This window comes from Streptacidiphilus pinicola, from assembly GCF_003258295.1.
Classification (GTDB): Bacteria; Actinomycetota; Actinomycetes; order Streptomycetales; family Streptomycetaceae; genus Streptacidiphilus; species Streptacidiphilus pinicola.
Window position 1 is genome coordinate 1 of sequence record NZ_QKYN01000051.1, and the last position, 14,851, is coordinate 14,851.

15 protein-coding genes are annotated in these 14,851 nt (G+C 72.0%); 11 read left to right on the forward strand and 4 right to left on the reverse strand.

Annotated elements, in window-relative coordinates; genetic code table 11:
- Positions 1 to 230 precede the first annotated feature (230 nt).
- Together DN069_RS39380 and DN069_RS13315 are read right to left on the reverse strand one after the other, a co-directional pair.
- Positions 231 to 530: a hypothetical protein gene (locus DN069_RS39380; RefSeq protein WP_111501160.1), complete on the reverse strand. Its 300-nt coding sequence runs from the start codon at positions 528 to 530 to the stop codon at positions 231 to 233.
- 193 nt (positions 531 to 723) lie between these two features.
- Positions 724 to 1,617: an NAD-dependent epimerase/dehydratase family protein gene (locus DN069_RS13315; protein WP_111501161.1), complete on the reverse strand. Its 894-nt coding sequence runs from the start codon at positions 1,615 to 1,617 to the stop codon at positions 724 to 726.
- Between the two features lie 267 nt (positions 1,618 to 1,884).
- Between DN069_RS13315 and DN069_RS13320 the strand changes: the two genes are divergently transcribed.
- The 10 genes from DN069_RS13320 (at position 1,885) to DN069_RS13365 (ending at position 11,385) form a co-directional block, all read left to right on the forward strand.
- Positions 1,885 to 2,145, forward strand: coding sequence for an acyl carrier protein (locus DN069_RS13320; protein ID WP_111501162.1), 261 nt, complete (start codon positions 1,885 to 1,887; stop codon positions 2,143 to 2,145).
- A 22-nt stretch (positions 2,146 to 2,167) separates the two neighbouring features.
- A complete protein-coding gene (locus DN069_RS13325; protein ID WP_111501163.1) occupies positions 2,168 to 3,304 on the forward strand; it encodes a StlD/DarB family beta-ketosynthase in 1,137 nt (378 codons plus the stop codon).
- Positions 3,305 to 3,308: 4 nt separating this feature from the next.
- Positions 3,309 to 4,298: a hypothetical protein gene (locus DN069_RS13330; protein ID WP_133259911.1), complete on the forward strand. Its 990-nt coding sequence runs from the start codon at positions 3,309 to 3,311 to the stop codon at positions 4,296 to 4,298.
- Positions 4,295 to 6,040: an FAD-dependent oxidoreductase gene (locus DN069_RS13335; RefSeq protein WP_111501165.1), complete on the forward strand. Its 1,746-nt coding sequence runs from the start codon at positions 4,295 to 4,297 to the stop codon at positions 6,038 to 6,040. The genes DN069_RS13330 and DN069_RS13335 overlap by 4 nt, the downstream gene beginning before the upstream one ends.
- Positions 6,037 to 6,516: an SCP2 sterol-binding domain-containing protein gene (locus tag DN069_RS13340; protein WP_111501166.1), complete on the forward strand. Its 480-nt coding sequence runs from the start codon at positions 6,037 to 6,039 to the stop codon at positions 6,514 to 6,516. The genes DN069_RS13335 and DN069_RS13340 overlap by 4 nt, the downstream gene beginning before the upstream one ends.
- Positions 6,513 to 7,763, forward strand: a complete 1,251-nt coding sequence (fabF, locus tag DN069_RS13345) for a beta-ketoacyl-ACP synthase II (protein WP_111501167.1) — start codon at positions 6,513 to 6,515, stop codon at positions 7,761 to 7,763. Before DN069_RS13340 ends, fabF begins: the two co-directional genes overlap by 4 nt.
- 25 nt (positions 7,764 to 7,788) lie before the next feature.
- Positions 7,789 to 9,225, forward strand: coding sequence for a cytochrome P450 (locus DN069_RS13350; protein ID WP_111501168.1), 1,437 nt, complete (start codon positions 7,789 to 7,791; stop codon positions 9,223 to 9,225).
- Between the two features lie 67 nt (positions 9,226 to 9,292).
- Positions 9,293 to 9,562: an acyl carrier protein gene (locus tag DN069_RS13355; protein WP_111501169.1), complete on the forward strand. Its 270-nt coding sequence runs from the start codon at positions 9,293 to 9,295 to the stop codon at positions 9,560 to 9,562.
- A 15-nt stretch (positions 9,563 to 9,577) separates the two neighbouring features.
- Positions 9,578 to 10,324, forward strand: coding sequence for a 3-oxoacyl-ACP reductase FabG (gene fabG / locus DN069_RS13360; RefSeq protein ID WP_111501170.1), 747 nt, complete (start codon positions 9,578 to 9,580; stop codon positions 10,322 to 10,324).
- A complete protein-coding gene (locus DN069_RS13365) occupies positions 10,324 to 11,385 on the forward strand; it encodes an LLM class F420-dependent oxidoreductase (protein WP_111501171.1) in 1,062 nt (353 codons plus the stop codon). Before fabG ends, DN069_RS13365 begins: the two co-directional genes overlap by 1 nt.
- A gap of 7 nt (positions 11,386 to 11,392) precedes the next feature.
- Here the strand turns inward: DN069_RS13365 and DN069_RS13370 are convergent, their stop codons facing one another.
- Both DN069_RS13370 and DN069_RS13375 read right to left on the reverse strand, forming a co-directional pair.
- Complete coding sequence (locus DN069_RS13370; RefSeq protein ID WP_243639173.1) at positions 11,393 to 12,052, reverse strand: 4'-phosphopantetheinyl transferase family protein; 660 nt, start codon at positions 12,050 to 12,052, stop codon at positions 11,393 to 11,395.
- Positions 12,053 to 12,195: 143 nt separating this feature from the next.
- Complete coding sequence (locus tag DN069_RS13375; RefSeq protein ID WP_111501172.1) at positions 12,196 to 13,524, reverse strand: Tim44 domain-containing protein; 1,329 nt, start codon at positions 13,522 to 13,524, stop codon at positions 12,196 to 12,198.
- A 201-nt stretch (positions 13,525 to 13,725) separates the two neighbouring features.
- Between DN069_RS13375 and DN069_RS13380 the strand changes: the two genes are divergently transcribed.
- Positions 13,726 to 14,547 carry a methyltransferase domain-containing protein gene (locus DN069_RS13380; RefSeq protein WP_111501173.1) on the forward strand — a complete coding sequence of 274 codons (822 nt, stop codon included), beginning with the start codon at positions 13,726 to 13,728 and terminating at the stop codon, positions 14,545 to 14,547.
- Positions 14,548 to 14,851 lie beyond the last annotated feature (304 nt).

The window sequence follows — 14,851 nt, forward strand, 5'->3', positions numbered from 1 at the left end:
GCGCGGGGGGCAGCGGTCCGGCGGGGCCGGGGGAGGTGGCTGGGGGGGGGCGCTGGCGCGGCGAGGCGGGGGGGCGGGGGGGGGGGAGGGTGGACGCGTGCCGAGGCAGCGCCCGCAGGGGGCGGGAGGTCATGGAGCAGAGTGGCTACGGGGAGTGGCCATCGGGGGCACGAGCCCCCTGGAGGCTGCGACGGCCTGGGGGAGCGTTGCTGACGGCTGGCGCTCGGGGGCTATCGCCCAGCGCCCACGGGCTGCGGGTCGGGTTCGGGGGTCGGCGCGGGCTCGGGCTCGGGCTCCGTGTCGGATTCTGCATCCGGCTCGGGCTCGGGGTCTGGCTCGGGGTCAGACTCCGCATCTGGCTCGGCGTCGAGCTCGGCCTCCGCGTCCGCCTCCTCGTCGGCGTCGGGGACGGGGACGTCTTCGTCGGTGTCGGACGCCGCAGCAGCGGATTCGTCGTCGGAGCCCGCATCGGGCGTGGCCGGAACGGGGTCAGGGTGTGGTTGCTGCTGCTCGTCGGTCGACGTGGGCACGACAGACCTCAGTCCTCAAGGGGCCAGAAGAAAAAGAACGGCTTGGAACGCACACGGAGATTTCTCGTCTGGCCCCAGAGGTGGACTGTACAAGGTGACAGGCGTCAGGCGCCCCAGCCATAGGCGTCGTGGGAGGAGAGCTCTCGCCAGAACATCGGCGCGAGACGGGCGCCCTCACCCATGGGCTACCGGGTCAGCTGCGTGCGCGGTAGGAGCCGGACCGCAGGTCGGTGACGGCGTCCGGGGCTTGGGGCCGCCAGCCCAGCTGCTCGCGCGCGGCGTCGCCGCTGACGGACTGGTCCAGGGCGAGGGCCTCGGCGAACGACGCGCCCAGCTCGGCCGCGGCCTCCGCCAGCGGCCAGACCTCGGGCTCGGCCTGGACCCCGGCGGCCTGCCCCGCTGCCGCGGCCAGCTCACGGACGGGTACAGCCGGCTCGCTGACGCCGTGCCAGACCGTGCCCGCCAGGGCCTGCCCGACCACCTTCACGAACAGGTCCGCCAGGTCGTCGACGTGCACCGCGGGCCAGCGCACGCCCTCGTCCCCGACGATCCGGGGCGCTCCGTGCTTGCGGGCCAGCTCGACCAGCAGGGCCGGGATCCCGCCGCCGCGGCCGTGGACGATGCCCGGACGGACCACGCTGGCCCGTACGCCGTCGGCCCCGGTGGCGAGCACCCGGCGTTCGATGTCCGGCCGGTTCGCCACGATCGGGATCGGGTCGGTCGCCGCGGTCTCGTCCGCGGTCGCCGCCCCGGTGGCGCCCAGCACCCAGACCCCGCTGGTGTAGACGAACGCGCGACCGGTGCCGCGCAGCGGGGCCGTCAACGCGTCGACGGCCGCCGCGTCGGTCGCCGCGTCGCCGGTGGGGCTGGCCAGGTGGACCAACGCGTCGATGTCGGGGGTGACCGAGGCGGTGAGCGAACCGGGGTCCGTCAAGTCACCGATCCGCCGCTCACGACCGCCGGCCTGCTCGGCCTGGCCGGACCGGCCCGGGCGGACGAGCTCCACGACCTGATGCCCGGCATCCGTCAGCTGCTCGGCGACGGCGGAGCCCACATAGCCGCTCGCACCGAGGACCAGAACACGCATGTTGCCTCCAGAGATGGCTGCGTCACCGCAGCGTCCACCCGCTCGAGGTACAGGAAAACGGTCAACCAGGCTGCGGCGCAACGGGATTCGGGGCGCGGGACCTGGTTTCGGCCGTACCGACGTCCTCGCGCTGACGTGGCCGGCACGCCCGGGGGACGGGCGGGAGAAATTCAGGGCGACCGCGTGAAGCCCACGGATGCCCCGTCCCGCTGCCAGGGCCCAGAGTGAATTCCGTGCCGCACAGGGGGTGAGGCACGGGAGGTGAACATGTCTCTGAGGGCCGATCTCTACGCGGACATCACGGGGTTCCTCACGGCCAAGTGCGATGCCGACCCGGACGAACTCTCCGCGGAATCCGATCTGTACAACGACATCGGCATCGACTCACTCGACCTCGTCGCCATGGCGCAGACCCTTCAGGGTGCGTACGGCATCTCGATGGACGACGAGCGCATCGGTTCGCTCCGCACTGTCGGCGACGTCCTGGAGTTCGCCGTCTCCAAGGTCGAAACCACCGCAACCGTCTAGATCACACGGGGGAGACACAGTCATGCCTGCCTACATCACCGCGATGGGACGCTTCCTGCCTGGCGAACCCGTGCCCAACGAGGAGATCGAGGACTACATCGGCAGCGTGGGTCAGGCGAGTTCGGGGCTGCGCGAACAGATCCTCGACAACTGCGGGATCAAGTCGCGGCACTACGCCATCGACAAGCAGCACCGGACCCTGATCTCCAACACCGAGATGGCGGCCGCGGCCATCCGCGAGGCGGTGGACCGCTCGGACATCACGCTCGACGACATCGACCTCATCTCGGCGGCCACCGCCGTCCCGGATCTCGTCGCGCCCGGCATCGCCAGCGGTATCCACGGCGAACTCGGCAGCCCGCCCTGCGAGATCGTCACCACCCACGGCATCTGCAGCTCCGGGATGATGGCGCTCAAGAACGCCTACCTCCAGGTGGCAGCCGGGGAGAAGAAGGCCGCGGTCGCCTCCGCGTCCGAACTGGCCTCGCGTTTCATGAGGAGCGAGCGGTTCGCCGACGTCCGGCCGGTCTCCGACGACGGTGCGATCGCCATGGAGATGGCGTTCCTGCGCTACATGCTCTCGGACGGCGCCGGCGCCGCGGTGGTACAGGACCGCCCGGCCGCCGAGGGGGTGAGCCTGCGGATCGACTGGATCTCGCTCACCTCGTACGCCAACACCGAGCAGACCTGCATGTTCATGGGCTCGACCGACAACTCGGTGGAGCGGACCTGGTGGGACTACCCCTCCGCGGCCGAGGCCGCCGCTGACGGCGCGCTGGCGCTGCGTCAGAACCTGGGCCTGCTGCCGCATCTGGTGCGGATCGGGGTCAAGGAGTACCAGCGGCTGCTGGACGAGGGCCGCTTCGACCCGGACGAGCTCGCCTGGTTCCCCGCGCACTACTCCAGCGAGCGGATGAAGTCCATGGTGCTCAAGGAGATCGAGCGGAAGAAGGTCAGGGGCCCCTCCGTCGAGAAGTGGTACAGCAACCTGCCCCGGGTCGGGAACATGGGCTCCGCCAGTATCTACGTGATCCTGGAGGAGATGCTCCGCGAGGGCCTGGTGTCGCCCGGCGACAAGATCCTGGCGATGGTCCCGGAGTCCGGCCGGTTCGCGGTGTCCTTCGCGCACCTGACGGCCGTCTCCCCAGGGGAGGCCTGACGCCGTGGGTGCGCAGCCCCGAGTGACGGTCTACTGGTACTCGCAGACCGGTCAGCTCATGGAGTCCATATCCGCCGTCACCGACCCGCTGGAGAAGGCCGGTTGGGACATCCGCAAGGTCGAGATCCGGCCGTGGGAGACCTTTCCCTTCCCCTGGCCCGTGCGCCGCTTCTTCGGTGTCTTCCCCGCCTCCGTCGACCCCGAGGCGATGCCCGCGTTCACCGCCGTGCCGCCGGTGACCGAGGACGACGACGCGGACCTGGTCGTCTTCGCCTTCCCCGTCTGGTACCTGGCCCCGGCGCTGCCCATGCGGGCGCTGGTCGGCCGCGAGCCGCAGGCGTTCGACGGGCGAGCCGTCATCGGCCTCGTGGCCTGCCGGAACATGTGGTACTCGGCCGCCCTCGAGGTGCGGCAGCTGCTCCAGGCCGCGGGCGGCCGCTACCTGGGCACGATCGCCGCGGTGGACACCGCCTCCGCCGGGGTCACCTTCGTCACCACGCTGCGGTGGTTGCTCGCCGGCAAGCGCGAGGCGTCCTGGGGTTTCCCGCGCGCCGGAGTCGGCACGGACGAGCTGGACCGGCTCGCGCTCCTGGGCGAGCGCATCGCCGAACTCGCCCCGGCGCAGACCGAACCCGCCCCGGCACAGCCCGAGTCCGCGTCCGGCGCCGTCTCGGAGGAGGCCCTGGCCGACCGGGTCCGCGAGATTCTCGCCGCCCATGACGCGGCCCCCGTCTTCGCTCCGCTGGCCGCCGCCGACCTCCTGGCCGGGAAGGTCTTCCGGATCTGGGGCCGGGTCATCCGTGCCGGCGGCCGCCGCGGCGACGTCCAACGCACCGCGCTCACCGGGGCGTTCGTGCTCTGGCTGACCGGAGCCGTCTTCGTCGGACTGCCCACGGTCGTCGTCGCCCGCGTTCTGTTCAAAGCCGGTTTCGACGCCGCGGTGGCGCGGCGCCTGGCGCCGGTCGTCGCCCGACTTGCGGAGGTGCACCGATGACCGCACACGTATCGCCCCAGCCGGAGTCCGACCCGCAGCCGGAGACCGGCGCGCTCGTCGAGGCCGACGTCGTGGTGGTCGGTGGCGGGCCCACCGGCCTCGCCGCGGCCCACTTCCTGGCCGGACACGGCGTCCGCACGGTCGTCCTGGAGCAGCGCCTCACCCCGTCAGGTCACCCGCGCGCCACGGTGATCAACTCGCGCACCATGGAGCTGCTCCGGCACCTGGGCATCGACGCCGCGGTGCGCCGCGCCGGTGTGCCGCTGCAGAACACGGCGCGCATCACCTGGTGCACCGAGCTCGCCGGCACCGAGCTGGCCGGGCTCGACATCATCGCCTCGGCGGACGCCCTGATGCAGCGAGCGGTCAACAGCCCCGTCCTGCCCGTCATCTGCTCGCAGAACCGCGTCGAAGCGCTGCTGGTCGACCGGCTGCCCGACAACGCCCGTGTGATCCGCGGCGTCAAGGCCGAGGAGCTGGCCCCCACGCCGTCCGGCGTCAGGGTGACGGCCTCGGGCGAGGGCGGGCGCCCGTTGGTCGTCGAGGCCCGCTACGCCGTCCTGGCCGAGGGGCTGCACGGTTCGCTGCGCGAGACCGTGGGCCTGGAGCAGACGGCGGCCACGCCGCTCGGCCGGCTCCTCGACATCCACTTCAGCGCCGACCTCTCGCCCTGGACGGCGGGTCGGGAGAGCGCCCTGTACTGGGTGCTCAACGACACCGTGCGCGGCGTCCTGGTCACCGTCGACCCCGTGGACGGCGAGTGGCTGCTGGAGATCCCCGCCCTCAGCGCCGACGAGGAACACCGCTACTTCGAGCAGGAAGTCGACCACCACAAGCTGATCGAGGCCGCCATCGGCAAGCCGGTCGACGCGATCGAGGGGCTGCGCATCCACTCGGTACGGAACTGGGTGATGGGCTCCACCGGGCTCACCTCCTGGCGCAGCGCGGACGGCCGGGTGCTCGCCGCGGGCGACGCGGCCCACACCTTCCCGCCCACCGGCGGCTTCGGTATGAACACCGGCATCCAGGACGCCCACAACCTCGCCTGGAAGCTGGCCGCGGTGCTGCGCGGCAACGCCACCGACGCGCTGCTCGACTCCTACGAGCGGGAGCGGCGCCCGGTCGCGGAGTTCAACGCCCGGCACAGCGAGACCAACGCCCTGCAGAAGCGGGCGCTGCTCCAGTCCGACGCCGACCCGGAGTTCGCCCGCAACATCGAGGAGCACCGGCCGCACTTCGACTTCGAGGGGCAGACGCTGGGCTTCAGCTACGAACCGGGCCCCGGCGAGTCGGTCGTCCAGGACGTGGTGAACTACCGGCCGACCGCCCAGGCCGGCCACCGGGCCCCGCACGCCTGGCTCGACCGGGACGGCGACCGGATCTCCTCCATCGACCTGGCCCGTACCGGCTTCGCCCTGCTGACCGGGCCCGGTGGAGCGGTCTGGCGGCAGGTGGCGCAGGAGACCGCGACCGTCGCGGGCCTGCCCCTCACCGCAACCGTCATCGGCACGGCCGGCAGTACGGCGGCCGACACCGCCGCCGACGGGCCCCAACTGCGGGACGTCAACGGGGCCTTCGCCGACAGCTACGCGCTGCGAGGGGCGGAAGCGGTGCTGGTACGGCCCGACGGCCACGTCCTCGCCCGGCTGCCCGGCGTCGCACCGCGGCAGGAACTGGCCCAGGCCGTCGACCGAATCGTCACCACCGGGCTGATGCCCGCACGAGCGGAGGTGCTCTCATGACCGTCGGACCCCTCTTCCCCCCGGAGCGGCTCGCGGCCCTGCGCTCCGGCGACCTCGCCGACGTGCGCGCCGCCCTCGCCGGGCTGCCGCGCGCGGAGCTGGCCGCCTGGCTGGCCACGTCCGAGGGCGAGGCCGTGCTGCGCACGGTCTTCGAGCGGATGCCCGAGCGCTACACCGGAGGTCCCATGGACGGTCAGCAGACCGCCCGTTGGGTGGTCGAGCGGGAGCCGGCCGAGACCCTGGCCTACGACCTCGTGCTGACCGAGGACAACTGCGAGGTGCGCCGGACGGGCACCTCGGGCGAACCGACGGTCACCCTCACGCTCGACGCGGTCAGCTTCGTGGAGATGGCCTCCGCCGCGGCCCAGGGCATGGACCTGCTGCTCCAGGGCCGCCTGCAGATCCAGGGTGACGTGCACCTCGCGGTGCGGATGGAGTCCCTCTTCGGGCTCGCCGCGCCGGGTGAGCCCGGATGAGCACCGTCCCCGGGCGCCACCGGGTGGTGGTGACGGGCATCGGCATGGTCAACCCGCTCGGCATCGGCACCGAGACCGTCTGGACCCGGCTGCTCGCCGGAACCTCCGGCGTGGGACCGATCCGGGGCTTCGACGCCGACCGGCTGCCGGTGCGCATCGCCGCCGAGGTCACGGACTTCGATCCGACCGACTGGCTGACGCCCAAGGAGGCCAGGCGCCTGGACCGGTTCTGCCACTTCGCGATCGCCGCGGCCGAACTGGCGGTGGAGCGCGCGGGCCTCGACGGCATCGACCGGGAGGGTGCCGCCACGGTGATCGGCAGCGCCATCGGCGGCGCCACGACCATCATCGAGGGAGTGCTCAAGGACGCGACGGCGCCGAGGATGGTCTCCCCGTTCTTCGTGCCCAGCTCCATCGCCAACATGGGCGCCGGCACCGTCGCCCAGCGCTTCGGCTTCCGCGGCCCCAGCGCCGCACCCGTCACCGCCTGCGCCTCCTCGGCCGACGCGGTCGGGCAGGCCTACCGCATGGTCCGCGACGGCTACGCGGGGGTCGCCCTGGCGGGCGGCTCCGAGGCGTGCGTCGCCTCGCCGCTGGTCGCGGGCTTCGCCAACATGCGGGCGCTGTCCCGCCGCAACGACGAACCCGGCCGGGCCTCCCGCCCGTTCACCGCGGACCGGGACGGCTTCGTCATGGGCGAGGGCGCCACCATGCTGCTCCTGGAGACCGCGGAGTCGGCCGAGGCGCGGGGCGCCCACGTCTACGCCGAGATCTGCGGCTACGGCCAGACCACCGACGCCTACCACGTCACCGCCCCCGAGCCCACCGGGCGCAGCGCCGCCCGCGCCATGCTCGCCGCGCTGCGCGAGGCCGACCTCAAGCCCGGCGAGATCGACTACGTCAACGCCCACGGCACCTCGACGCCGTTCTCCGACGCCGCCGAGACGAAGGCGATCAAGTCCGCCTTCGGGGCGCACAGCGGGAACCTGGCCGTCAGCTCGACCAAGTCGATGACCGGCCACCTGCTCGGCGCCGCCGGCGCGACCGAGACGGCGTTCTGCGCCCTGGCCCTGGACCGCGGGGTCATCCCGCCCACCGTCAACCAGGACGCGCCCGACCCCGAGTGCGATCTCGACTACGTGCCCAACGCCGCGCGGCCGCACGAGCTCCGGGCCGTCCTGTCCAACTCCTTCGCCTTCGGCGGGCAGAACGTCGCGCTCGCCCTCCAACGCTTCGTCAGGGAGTGAGCCCGCCCGTGAGGAAGGTACCCCGATGACCCAGGTCACCACCGCGCCCCCGGCCGCAGCCCGCAGGGCCGCCGCGACCGCCGCCCCGGGCCCCACCGGCCGGCTGCGCGCCCTGCTCGCGATGTCCGGCAATCCGCTGGACTACCTCACCGGGCTGCGCGACCAGTACGGCCCCGTCGTGCGGATCCCGCTCGGCTGGCGCGAGTTGTACATGATCAACGACCCGGAGGCGGTCCACGAGGTTCTCGTCACCTCGCAGCGCAACTTCAGGAAGGACGTGATGAGCGCCGGGCGCGGCAAGTGGGCCGCCCCGCTCGAGGTGATCCTCGGCAACGGCCTGGTCACCAGCGACGGCTCGTTCCACCGCCAGCAGCGCCGGCTGATCCAGCCGATGTTCCACCACGAGCGCATCGCCGGCTACGGCCGCGCGTTCGCCGAGCTCTCCGACGACATCCAGTCCGGCTGGAGGGACGGGGGCCGGCTCGACCTGCACGTCGAGATGACCGAGCTGACCCTCGCCATCGTCGCCCGCACGCTCTTCGACGTCTCGCTCGACAGCGATGTGGCCCGCACCGTCCGCACCGCCATCCCGCGCCACGAAGGGCCGATGCGCTGGGACTCCCTGCCCTTCGCCCGCCAGCTCGCCAAGCTGCCGCTGCCCGGCAACAAGCGCTTCTACGCGGGCCGGGCCAGCCTCCATGACATCGTCGACCAGCTCATGGCCGAGCGCAGGCGGGGCGACGGCCAGGGCGCCGACCTGCTCTCCCTGCTGCTCGCGGCGCGCGACGCCGACACCGGGGAGCCGATGGAGGACGGGCAGGTCCGGGACGAGGCGATCACCCTGCTGATGGCCGGTCACGAGACCACGGCCAGCTCCCTCACCTGGGCCTACCACCTGCTCGGCAGCCATCCCGAGGCACGCGAGCGGATGCACCGGGAGATCGACGAGGTGCTCGGCGGCCGGCTGCCCACGGTCGAGGACCTGCCCCACCTGGTCTGGACCGACGCGGTCCTGTCCGAGGCGATGCGCCTCTACCCGCCGATCATGGGCCTCGCCCGGCGTCCACTGGACGACTTCGAGGTCTGCGGCCACCGGATCCCCAAGGACACCTTCGTCGGGATCATCCCCTACGTCGTCCACCGCGACCCGACGTGGTGGCCGCAGCCGGAGCTCTTCGCCCCGCAGCGCTGGCTCGAGCACCCGCCACCCGACGGCTCGGCCGACGAGCTCACCGGTCACGCGGTCCGGCCCGGACGCCCGCGCTTCGCCTACGTTCCCTTCGGCGGCGGTCCGCGGCAGTGCATCGGCAACACCTTCACGCGGATGGAGGGCGTCATGGCGCTCGCCACCCTGGGCCGGCACTGGGAGTTCGAGCCCGTTCCCGGGTTCGACGTCGACCCGCTGGCCCGGATCACCATCCGGCCGCGCCACGGTCTGCCGGTCACCGCCCGGCGCCGCTGAGCGCGTCGGAACCGGGCGCGCACCGGCCGGCCCCTCACTGACTCACATTCGAAGGGAATGCCCGCACATGTCCCAGCACACCCAGATCGCACTCGACAAGGAAGAGCTGCGCTCCCTCATCGCCGACGTCCTCGAGCTCGACGTCGAGGAGATCACCGACGAGGCCGACTTCGCGCAGGACCTGGACGTCGACTCGCTGATGGCGCTGACGATCGTGGTCCGGCTGGAGAAGCGGTACGGCGTCAAGCTGAAGGAGGGCGACCTCAAGCAGGTCTCCTCGCTCGACCAGGTGCTGCAGCTGCTCACGGACAAGCGCGGCGCGCAGGCCGCATCCTGACGGGGGGAGAGAGGCATGCCAGACACCCAGCGCCCGGTGGCGCTCGTCTCGGGCGGCTCCCGCGGCATCGGCCGCGCCGTCGTGTCCCGGCTGGCCCGCGACGGCTTCGACGTCGCGTTCTGCTACCGCGCGGACGCGGACGCGGCCGACGAGGTCGTCAGGTCGGCCGCCGGCACCGGAGCCCGGGTCGTCCCCCACCGCGTCGACGTCGCCTCCCTGGAGGAGGTCCGGGCGTTCACCGACGCCGCGGAGAGCGAGCTCGGTGAGATCGACGCCGTGGTGACCTGCGCGGGCGTGGTACGCGACAACCCCCTGGTGCGGATGACCGACGAGGACTGGGGCGAGGTCCTGAGGACCAACCTCGACGGCACCTACAACATGTGCCGCGCGGCCGTCTTCTCGTTCATGAAGCGCCGGGCCGGCTGCGTGGTGACGCTCTCGTCCATCGCCGGGGTGCACGGCAACGCCATGCAGGCCAACTACGCGGCCTCCAAGGCGGGGATCATCGGATTCACCAAGTCCCTGGCCAAGGAGTGCGGACGGTACGGCGTCCGTGCCAACGTCGTGGCCCCCGGCCTCATCGAGACCGACATGACCGCGGGTCTGAGCGAGGCGGTCAGGAAGGACGTCCTCGACAGCGTCCCGCTCGGCCGTCTCGGCACCCCCGACGACGTCGCCGAAGTCGTCTCCTTCCTCGTCTCCGACCGGGCCCGCTACATCTCCGGCCAGGTCCTGGGTGTGGACGGCGGCCTGGTGATCTGATGAGGCTCGGACTCAACCTCCGCTACCTCGGCAGCCTGGGCGCCGGGGCCCGGCCGAGGGAATCCGCCCGGTACGTGCGCGAGGCCGAGCGCCTGGGCTTCTCGGTGGCCTGGACCGCCGAGGTCTTCAGCTCGGACACGGTCTCGCTGCTCGGTTGGCTCGCCGCGCAGACCTCGCGCATCGACCTGGGCACGGCGGCGATGCAGATCCCCGCCCGCACCCCCGCGATGACGGCGATGACCGCCGCCACCCTCGACCTGCTCTCCGAGGGCCGCTTCCGCCTCGGACTCGGCGTGTCCGGTCCGCAGGTCGCCGAGGGCTGGCACGGCGTCCCGTTCGACAAGCCGCTGGCCCGCACCCGCGAGTACGTCGACGTCGTCCGGATGGCCCTGGAGCGCAAGGCTCTTGCCTACGAGGGGGAGCACTACCGCCTGCCGCTCCCGGACGGCCCGGGCAAGGCCCTCCAGTTGGGCATGCGCCCGCGGCGCAAGCGGATACCGGTCTACCTCGCGGCCGTCGGCCCGGCCAACCTCCGCCTGGCGGGCGAGATCGCGGACGGCTGGCTCTCCGTCTTCCTCCAGCCCGAGTTCGCGCAGGAGTCCCTGGCCGAACTGCGCGTCGGACGCGAGCGCGCGGGGGCGGAGCTGGACGGATTCGACGTGGTGGCGGCGATGCCGGTCGCGACCGGCGGCGATCTCGCCGACTGCGCCGACCGCATTCGCGTCTTCACCACCCACTACGTGGGCGGCATGGGCTCACGCCGGCAGAACTTCTACAACCGGCTGATGGCCCGCACCGGCTTCCCCGCCGAGGCCGACCAGGTGCAGAAGCTCTACCTGGACGGGCAGCTGCGGGCGGCCACCGAGGCCGTGCCGCAGGAGTACCTCGACCGCACCGCCCTGCTGGGTTCCCCCGACCGCATCGCGGACCGGCTGCAGGCGTACGCCGAGGCCGGGGTCACCACCCTCTCGGCCATGATCTTTCCGGACGACGCCGAACAGGGCGTCGCGACCCTGCGCGCCTTGGCGGAGGCCGTGGACAAGGCCGGGGTGGGGGAGTGAGGCGCCGTCAGATGTGAGCCACCGCCGTCACGATCAGGTTTCGCCGGTGGAGCCAGCGCCCATGGAAGGTGTGGAGCTGTCGGCCCTCCGGGTCCCGGCCTTCGCGCAGGAGACGGACGCGGAAGGTTCCCCCGAGCGGGTTGATGTCCAGCTCGGCCTCGTGGAAGCCGAGCCACTGGCCGGTCAGGGGGAACCACGTCTTGTAGACCGATTCCTTGGCGCTGAAGAGCAGCCGCCCCCAGTGCAGGGAAGGATCCTGCTCCGTCAGCTCCGCGACCTGCTGCCGCTCGCGCGGCCGCGCAATGAACTCCAGGACTCCGTCCGGCAGTTCGACATCAGGCTCGGCGTCTATGCCGAGCGAGGCCACCTCCGCCCGGAGGGCCACGGCCGCGGCGTGGTAGCCGTCGCAGTGCGTCACCGATCCGACGACAGCCGGAGGCCAGCTCGGCGCGCCTTGCCTCCCGGGCAGCAGCGGCACCACCGGCTGCCCGAGGGCGGCCAACGCCCGGCGCGCGCACTGGCGCGCGGTCGCGAACTCCCGGCGCCGCTTCTCGACGGCATCGACGATCACGGCCTGCTCCTCCGGGAAGAGGAGCACATCCGCAACACTCTCGAACGCCTCGGCGGTCCGGATGCTGCCCGGCAGCAGTTCCGACAGCAGGGTCACAGGCGCGGCCCCCTTCCGCTGGTGTGGCGAACCGATCGGCTCCGTCGTGCAGCGAGGGTAGCGCGCGACCTTCGGTCAGCCGGTGGCGGGCAGGTCGCAGACGTGGTCGGGGGTCACGGGCCGTCCACCCGGACGGGCTCCACCTACTCCACGTTGGCGGCGATCACGGTCCACGCGTTCGTCGAGCTGTCGTCCAGCCGGAGGTCGAACGCGAAGGTGATCGGCCGGCGGTTGCGGGCGTCACCGCGGAGCACCTGTTCGGTGCGGCGGTCGACCTCGTAGTAGACGCCCTCGGTGGCGACCGCGACGTGGAAGACGATCGGGTCGCGCGAGACCAGCGAGCGCACCGTGACCGCTGAGATGACAGCCTCGCGCATGACGGTCCGACTGACCGTGCGGACGGAGGTGAAGTCGAGGCTGCCGTCGTTGATGACCCACTCCTCGAGGAACCGCTCGACGGCGACCTCGAGAACGGACTTGTCGAACCGGCCGTCGAGCACGCTCAGGTCGCCGACGGCGGCGTCGGCGTCCGTGCTCCACGAGATGTTGGTGAGCGACAGGATGTCGGTCCCGCCGGTGACCGCGGTCTTCCCGGCCACCTCGAGCACGGCCTGGCGGGCGACGTCCTTCTGGTCCCAGCCGTCGGTCTCGATGGCGCTGGTCAGGTGGTGGGCGCCCTCGGCCGCCTGCTCGATCGAGGAGACGATCCACTCGCCGCTGTGGTTCTTGCGCAGCGTCCAGTACTCGACCGGGCGCGTCGAGCCGTCCTTGCGCACGGCGTCCCCGCCGTAGTTGCGGCGCACGTAGTCGTTGAGCGTCGCGGTGATCCGGAAGGTGACGGTGTCGTTCACCTCGCCGGCCCGGTTCGCGACGTCGACCAGCTCGACCTCCGGGCCCGAGACGATCTCCACGACGTTGACCTCGCCGCGAGCCTGGTAGTCGCGCAGCTCGTCGGCCCACTTGCCGTACAGCACCGGGGACAGGATCTGCTGCAGGGTGCCGTGGTCGCGATCCGTCCAGGCCCGCTGGGCAGTCGTGTACAGCCAGACGGCACGGCGCTCCAGCGCGGCGCGGTCGAAGGTCGCATCCGTGTCGGCGACCGCATCCACCCGCGCCCCGACCTGGGCGGCGCGCTCGCGCGCCTGCGCGTCCGCGCGGTGCGCGGTGCGGTCGGACACGGTGTTCAGACCGGCCGCCTGCGCCGCCTTCCGGCGCCGGGACCTGAGCCACAGGATCAGCAGGACCACGGCCACGAGCAGCAGCAGGGGGAGGATCCCGCCGCCTCCGGATCCGAAGCCGGTGCCGAAACCGAAGCCGAAACCATGGCCGAAGCCACCGCCGAAGCCACCGCTCGACCCGTGGAAGCCACCACCGTGGCTGCCGCCCCCGCCGCCGTGGAAACCGTGACTACCGCCCCCACCGCGGGCGTACGCGGCCGTCGGGCTGCTCAGCGCGACGACTCCAGCGACCACACATATCCAGCGACGAGCGCGCACCGGGCCGTCCCCCCAAGAAATCAGAGATGTTCCAGGCCAGCCTACAAGCAGACGCTCCACCGGAGCTCAGCGGCGCGGTGCTGGACTTCCCGCGACGAGCCGCGCCGACCGGACCTGTGAGGCATCCCTCTCCCGTCGCCGTGGCGCTGCCCGCTCGGGAAGGTTGACCATGGAGTCATGACCTCCTCTCCCGCCCGCGGTTACCTGCTGGACAACGCACGCGCCGAGGCGGGTGAGCGATTCGTCTGGCTGGCCGAGTTGTTCGACGGCGTGACGCGCGGGCACCTCGATCGACTGGGCGTCAGGGCCGGTTCGCGCTGCTGGGTCGTGGGGGCCGGTGGCCCCAGCATCCCGGAGGCGCTCACGGCGGCCGTCGGTCCGACCGGGCACGTGCTGGCCACGGACATCGACCCGTCGTGGCTGAAGACGGACGACGGGTACGAGGTGCGCCGGCACGACGTCGCCGCAGATCCGACCCCGGAGCCGGGGACCTTCGACCTGGTGCACGCCCGGCTCGTGCTGGTCCATGTGCCCGACCGGGCTCGGGCGTTGGCCACGATGGCGGCAGCGCTGCGGCCCGGCGGCTGGCTGCTGGTCGAGGACGCGGACACCGCGCTGCAGCCCCTGGCCTGCCTGGACGACAGCGGCCCGGCGCAGCAGCGGGCCAACCGACTGCGGGACGCGATCCGCGAGCTGCTGGCGCGCCGCGGCGCGGACCTGCGGTACGGCCGGACGCTGCCGCGCGCACTGCGTGAGGCCGGCCTGGTGGACGTCGCCGCGTCGGGCGCCTTTCCCGTCGGCGGGCCGGCCTGCGACCGCCTGGAGGCGTCGACCATTCGGCACGTCCGTGGCGAGCTGCTCGCGGCCGGTCTGACCGACGACGCCGAGATCGACGCGCATTTGGCCGCGATCCACGCCGGTGAACTCGACCTGACGCTCGCGCCGCTGATCTCGGCCTGGGGACGCCGCCCCACCGAGCATCCGTCAGCACTCGGTTAGAGGCTCGCGGAGTTTTTCACGAATACCGCCATGCAGCCTGACCTGCGGGGACAGGGTTTTCGTTGCGACGGAATAGAACGCGCCGCTTGCATCTCTGTAATTCACGCTTTGATTGGGTGAATACCCGAGAACAAACTGCGAGGCTCGCGCGGATTGGCGAGAACCACAGCCAGGTGCATGCCACTCCCTTCACAAGGGCTTTTCCGCACAATCTCAGATTGTAGACACAGCATATATCACAGCTCTAGCCGGTTAATTATATCACACGACTCAGAATCGGCGTATCACATCCTGAGACGCACGT

What these genes read in the sequence shown, in the direction of transcription:
- DN069_RS13315 (WP_111501161.1), bottom strand. Translation starts at nt 1,617, where the DNA reads ATGCGTGTTCTGGTCCTCGGTGCGAGCGGCTATGTGGGCTCCGCCGTC.
- DN069_RS13320 (WP_111501162.1), top strand. Translation starts at nt 1,885, where the DNA reads ATGTCTCTGAGGGCCGATCTCTACGCGGACATCACGGGGTTCCTCACG.
- DN069_RS13325 (WP_111501163.1), top strand. Translation starts at nt 2,168, where the DNA reads ATGCCTGCCTACATCACCGCGATGGGACGCTTCCTGCCTGGCGAACCC.
- DN069_RS13335 (WP_111501165.1), top strand. Translation starts at nt 4,295, where the DNA reads ATGACCGCACACGTATCGCCCCAGCCGGAGTCCGACCCGCAGCCGGAG.
- DN069_RS13340 (WP_111501166.1), top strand. Translation starts at nt 6,037, where the DNA reads ATGACCGTCGGACCCCTCTTCCCCCCGGAGCGGCTCGCGGCCCTGCGC.
- fabF (WP_111501167.1), top strand. Translation starts at nt 6,513, where the DNA reads ATGAGCACCGTCCCCGGGCGCCACCGGGTGGTGGTGACGGGCATCGGC.
- DN069_RS13350 (WP_111501168.1), top strand. Translation starts at nt 7,789, where the DNA reads ATGACCCAGGTCACCACCGCGCCCCCGGCCGCAGCCCGCAGGGCCGCC.
- DN069_RS13355 (WP_111501169.1), top strand. Translation starts at nt 9,293, where the DNA reads ATGTCCCAGCACACCCAGATCGCACTCGACAAGGAAGAGCTGCGCTCC.
- fabG (WP_111501170.1), top strand. Translation starts at nt 9,578, where the DNA reads ATGCCAGACACCCAGCGCCCGGTGGCGCTCGTCTCGGGCGGCTCCCGC.
- DN069_RS13365 (WP_111501171.1), top strand. Translation starts at nt 10,324, where the DNA reads ATGAGGCTCGGACTCAACCTCCGCTACCTCGGCAGCCTGGGCGCCGGG.
- DN069_RS13380 (WP_111501173.1), top strand. Translation starts at nt 13,726, where the DNA reads ATGACCTCCTCTCCCGCCCGCGGTTACCTGCTGGACAACGCACGCGCC.